Below are 3,464 nucleotides of genomic sequence, written 5' to 3'. Positions count from 1 at the left end.
CCGAGGGCATGGGCGGCACGCTGACCGCCGAGGACACCCCGGGCGGCGGCCTCACGATGGTCGTCTCCCTCCCGCTCGGCCCCGAGGAGCCCCGATGAAGATCCTGATCGCCGACGACGACCCCCAGATCCTGCGCGCCCTGCGTGTCACGCTCACCGCCCAGGGCTACGGGGTCGTCGTGGCTCGCGACGGCGCGGAGGCGATCCGCGCGGCGATCGAGCAGAAACCCGAGCTGTTCCTGCTCGACCTCGGTATGCCGGAGCTCGACGGCGTCGAGGTCATCCACGCCCTCCGCGGCTGGACCCGGGCGCCGATCCTGGTCGTCTCGGGGCGGACGGGCTCCGCGGACAAGGTTGCGGCGCTCGACGCCGGCGCGGACGACTACGTGACCAAGCCTTTCGCGATCGACGAGCTGCTCGCCCGGATCCGCGCCCTGACCCGGCGCACCCCCGGCGGCGAGCCACCGGGGGAGCCGAGCGTCGCCCTCGGTTCCGTCACCGTGGACCTCGCGGCCCGCAGCGTGACGCGCAGCACCGCGGCCGGGGAGCGCCAGCACATCCGCCTCACCCCGACCGAGTGGCGCGTGCTGGAGCTGCTCATCCGCGGCGGGGGCCGCCTCGTGACCCGGCACGCCCTGCTCACCGAGATCTGGGGCTCCGAGCACGTCACCGACACCGGGTACCTGCGCCTCTATCTTGCGCAGCTGCGCAAGAAGCTCGAGGACGACCCCGCCGCGCCCCGCTACCTGCTCACGGAGCCAGGAATGGGCTACCGGCTCGTCACCGGCTGAGCCGGCCCGCCCCGGTCGGCACCGTGGCCTCCGGCGCGTAGGCGCGGTACCCGCGCTGGGTCACGATGTGATCCGCGAGGTACTTCGCGTCGTGCCAGACGCCCCACAGGAAGCTCGACCCCCGCCGGGACAGCCAGGGCAGGCCCAGGAAGTAGACGCCGGGCTCCGGGGAGACGCCGCGCTGGTGCAGCGGCCGGCCGCGCTCGTCCAGCGCCGGGAGATCGAGCCAGCCGTAGTCGACCCCGAAGCCCGTCGCCCACACGACCGAGGTGATGCCCGCCTCGGCCAGATTCAGCGACCGGATCGGGGTGCGCGCCTCCGCGGGCAGGGGGCCGAGCACGTGCGCCTCGGGCTCCTCGGGGAGATCGAGCCCGTTCCGCTCCACGTAGGCATCGGCCTCCCGAAGCAGCGCGAGGTAGTTCTCATCGCCGCCCCGGATGTTGTCGGCGAGGTCCGCATCGAAGCTCAGCACCCCGTCCGCGTACGCCCCGGCCCGGCCGACCAGGGTGATGCCGTTCGCCGCCAGGTCGCGGAAGTCCACGGTGTGGCCGCCCCGGGCGCCGCTCACGGCGATCGTGACGTGCTCGGCGCCCTGCGGGGGCGCGGAGGCGTCCCACTTGCCGAGCACCCCCAGCCACCAGACGAAGTCCCGGCTCCGGTAGGCGCGCGGCGGCCGGTCGTGCGGCCCGACCGCGAGCGTGACCTCGCGCCCCGCCCGGCGCAGCTCATCCGCGATCTGCACCCCGGAGGAGCCAGCCCCGACGACGAGCACGCCGCCGGGCGGCAGCTGGTCCGGGTTTTTGTACCCGCTCGAGTGCACCTGCGTGACCGGATCGCTCGCCGGAATCACGCCGGGAATCAGGGGCGTCTGGAAGGGTCCGGTCGCCGCAACGACCGAGCGCGCGGTGAACTCTCCCGCCGAGGTCTCCGCCCGGAAACCGGGGCCGCCGAGGTTCTTGCTGACCCGGGTCACCTCCACCCCCGTGCGCACCGGGGCCGCAGACGCCGCCGCGACCTCGACGAGGTAGTCGGCGACCGACTCCTTGTCGGGGAACTCCTCGGGACCGCAGGAGGAGAACTCCCGGCCCGGGAAGCGGTCGTGCCATGCGGGGCCGTTGGCTACGAGCGAATCCCAGCGCTCGGAACGCCAGCGCTCCCCGATCCGGGCGCGCTCCAACACCAGGTGGGGCACCCCCTGCGCGCTCAGGTGTTCGCTCATCGCAATTCCCGCCTGGCCGCCGCCGACGATCAACACGTCTGTGTCTTGGCTCGACATCTTCTTCTCCGCTCGCTGGGTGTTCGCGAGGCCGGGCCGGGTCCGCTGAGTGCGAGGGTTGGGCCGACAGATCGCGTCCGTTCCCGACTCAGCAAACCCCAGCGGGGCCGGGGCTGGCCAATACCCGTTCACGGACTGCGTCATCTGCGCAATAGATGCTCCCCGGCCCGCCGCCCAGCGCAGCGCCGGCCCCCGCTCAGCGCTCGGCCACCCCCGCGGCCCCCGTCGCGGCCGGGGGCGTGGCCTCCGCGAGCAGCTCCCGGAACAGGGCCGTCACGGCGAGCACCCGCGCCGAGGGCGTCACCTGCGAGAGCGTGGCTGCCGTGACGATCAGGCTCGGCACGGCATCCTCGATCTCCAGCACCGCGGTGCGATCCCCGGTGTACGTGCCGCTGATGCGGGGGCGCTGGTTCAGGATGGAAAAGCCGAGGCCCGCCCCCACCATCGAGCGCACCGTCTCGTAGCTGGAGCTGCGATACTCCAGGCGCGGGGTGATCCCCGCCCCGCGCAGCATGCCGAGGAAATAGTCCGTGCTGCTGGGCAGATCCAGCAGCACGAAGGGCTCCTCCGCGAGCTCCGCCAGGGCCACGCTCCGCCGGGCCGCGAGGGGGTGCCCGGCCGGCACAATCACGTGCGGCCGGGCCTCGCCCAGCTCCTCGCGGCGGATATCGTCGGCCGCGGTCAGGTTGTAGTTGATGGCCAACTCCGCCCGCCCGCTCCGCAACGCCGTGAGGTTGTCCTCGTGATCTCCCTCGATCACGGTCAACCCCAGCTCGGGGTGCCGGGCGCGCAGCCGGCTGATCAGCCGCGGCAGGAAGAACGGCGCCAGCGGGCTGAAGCACGCGACGCTGATCGAGCCGCGCACCGCCCCGTGGTCGTCCCGCAAGCGCTCCATCGCGGAGGTCAAAAACTCGAACAGCTGGTGGCTGTCGCGCAGCAAACCCTCCCCGGGCGCCGTCAGGATGAGCCCCTTGGAGCGCTCCCGGATAAACAGCGTCGCCCCGAGCGAGCGCTCCAGCTGCGAGATCGCCGTGGACACCGCGGACTGCGCGATGTGCAGATTCGCACTCGCCACGGTCATATTCAGCGTCTTCGCGCACTCCACAAAGTACGTGAGCTGGGTCAGGGTCATCGGGAAGCGTTGCACCATAGCGGAATGATGACACAGCCCCGCGTCGTTCCCGAATCCGGGTTCCCCCGGCACGAAGCGCCCCGACCCCGATCCCGGCGAAACGGCGACCTGCATCTGATTCTCCGGGGTGCCGTGTCGGTTTTGGCTATTTTACGGAACCCGGAATGCTCCCAAGACTGGTGCTGTTCACGTCCGCCAGGACGCCCCACCCGGAGCAGCCACCGCCGCCACGAGCGGCCCACCGGGATCGAGCCGGAGCGACCACT

Annotated in this window: 4 protein-coding genes; 2 read left to right on the top strand and 2 right to left on the bottom strand. The window is 72.1% G+C overall.

The genetic code is table 11. From position 1 onward, the window contains the following. Nucleotides 1–98 (top strand): hypothetical protein (locus OOT08_RS01700; protein ID WP_325091274.1); only part of this gene is annotated, 98 nt, incomplete at its 5' end. After that, nucleotides 95–790 (top strand): response regulator transcription factor, encoded by a 696-nt coding sequence (locus tag OOT08_RS01695; protein WP_325090839.1) that lies wholly within the window; start codon nt 95–97, stop codon nt 788–790. The genes OOT08_RS01700 and OOT08_RS01695, both read left to right, overlap by 4 nt. Here the strand turns inward: OOT08_RS01695 and OOT08_RS01690 are convergent. Next, the gene (locus OOT08_RS01690) at nt 780–2,066 is read right to left on the bottom strand and encodes a flavin-containing monooxygenase (protein ID WP_325090838.1); all 1,287 of its coding nucleotides are present in this window, start codon (nt 2,064–2,066) and stop codon (nt 780–782) included. The genes OOT08_RS01695 and OOT08_RS01690 overlap by 11 nt on opposite strands. A 196-nt stretch (nt 2,067–2,262) precedes the next feature. After that, nucleotides 2,263–3,198, bottom strand: a complete 936-nt coding sequence (locus OOT08_RS01685) for a LysR substrate-binding domain-containing protein (protein ID WP_325090837.1) — start codon at nt 3,196–3,198, stop codon at nt 2,263–2,265. Nucleotides 3,199–3,464 lie beyond the last annotated feature (266 nt).

Source organism: Leucobacter sp. M11 (assembly GCF_035726885.1).
Lineage (GTDB): Bacteria > Actinomycetota > Actinomycetes > Actinomycetales > Microbacteriaceae > JAPFRB01.
The sequence above is the reverse complement of the archived record's forward strand: the minus strand, read 5'-3'. Positions and strand labels throughout refer to the sequence as shown.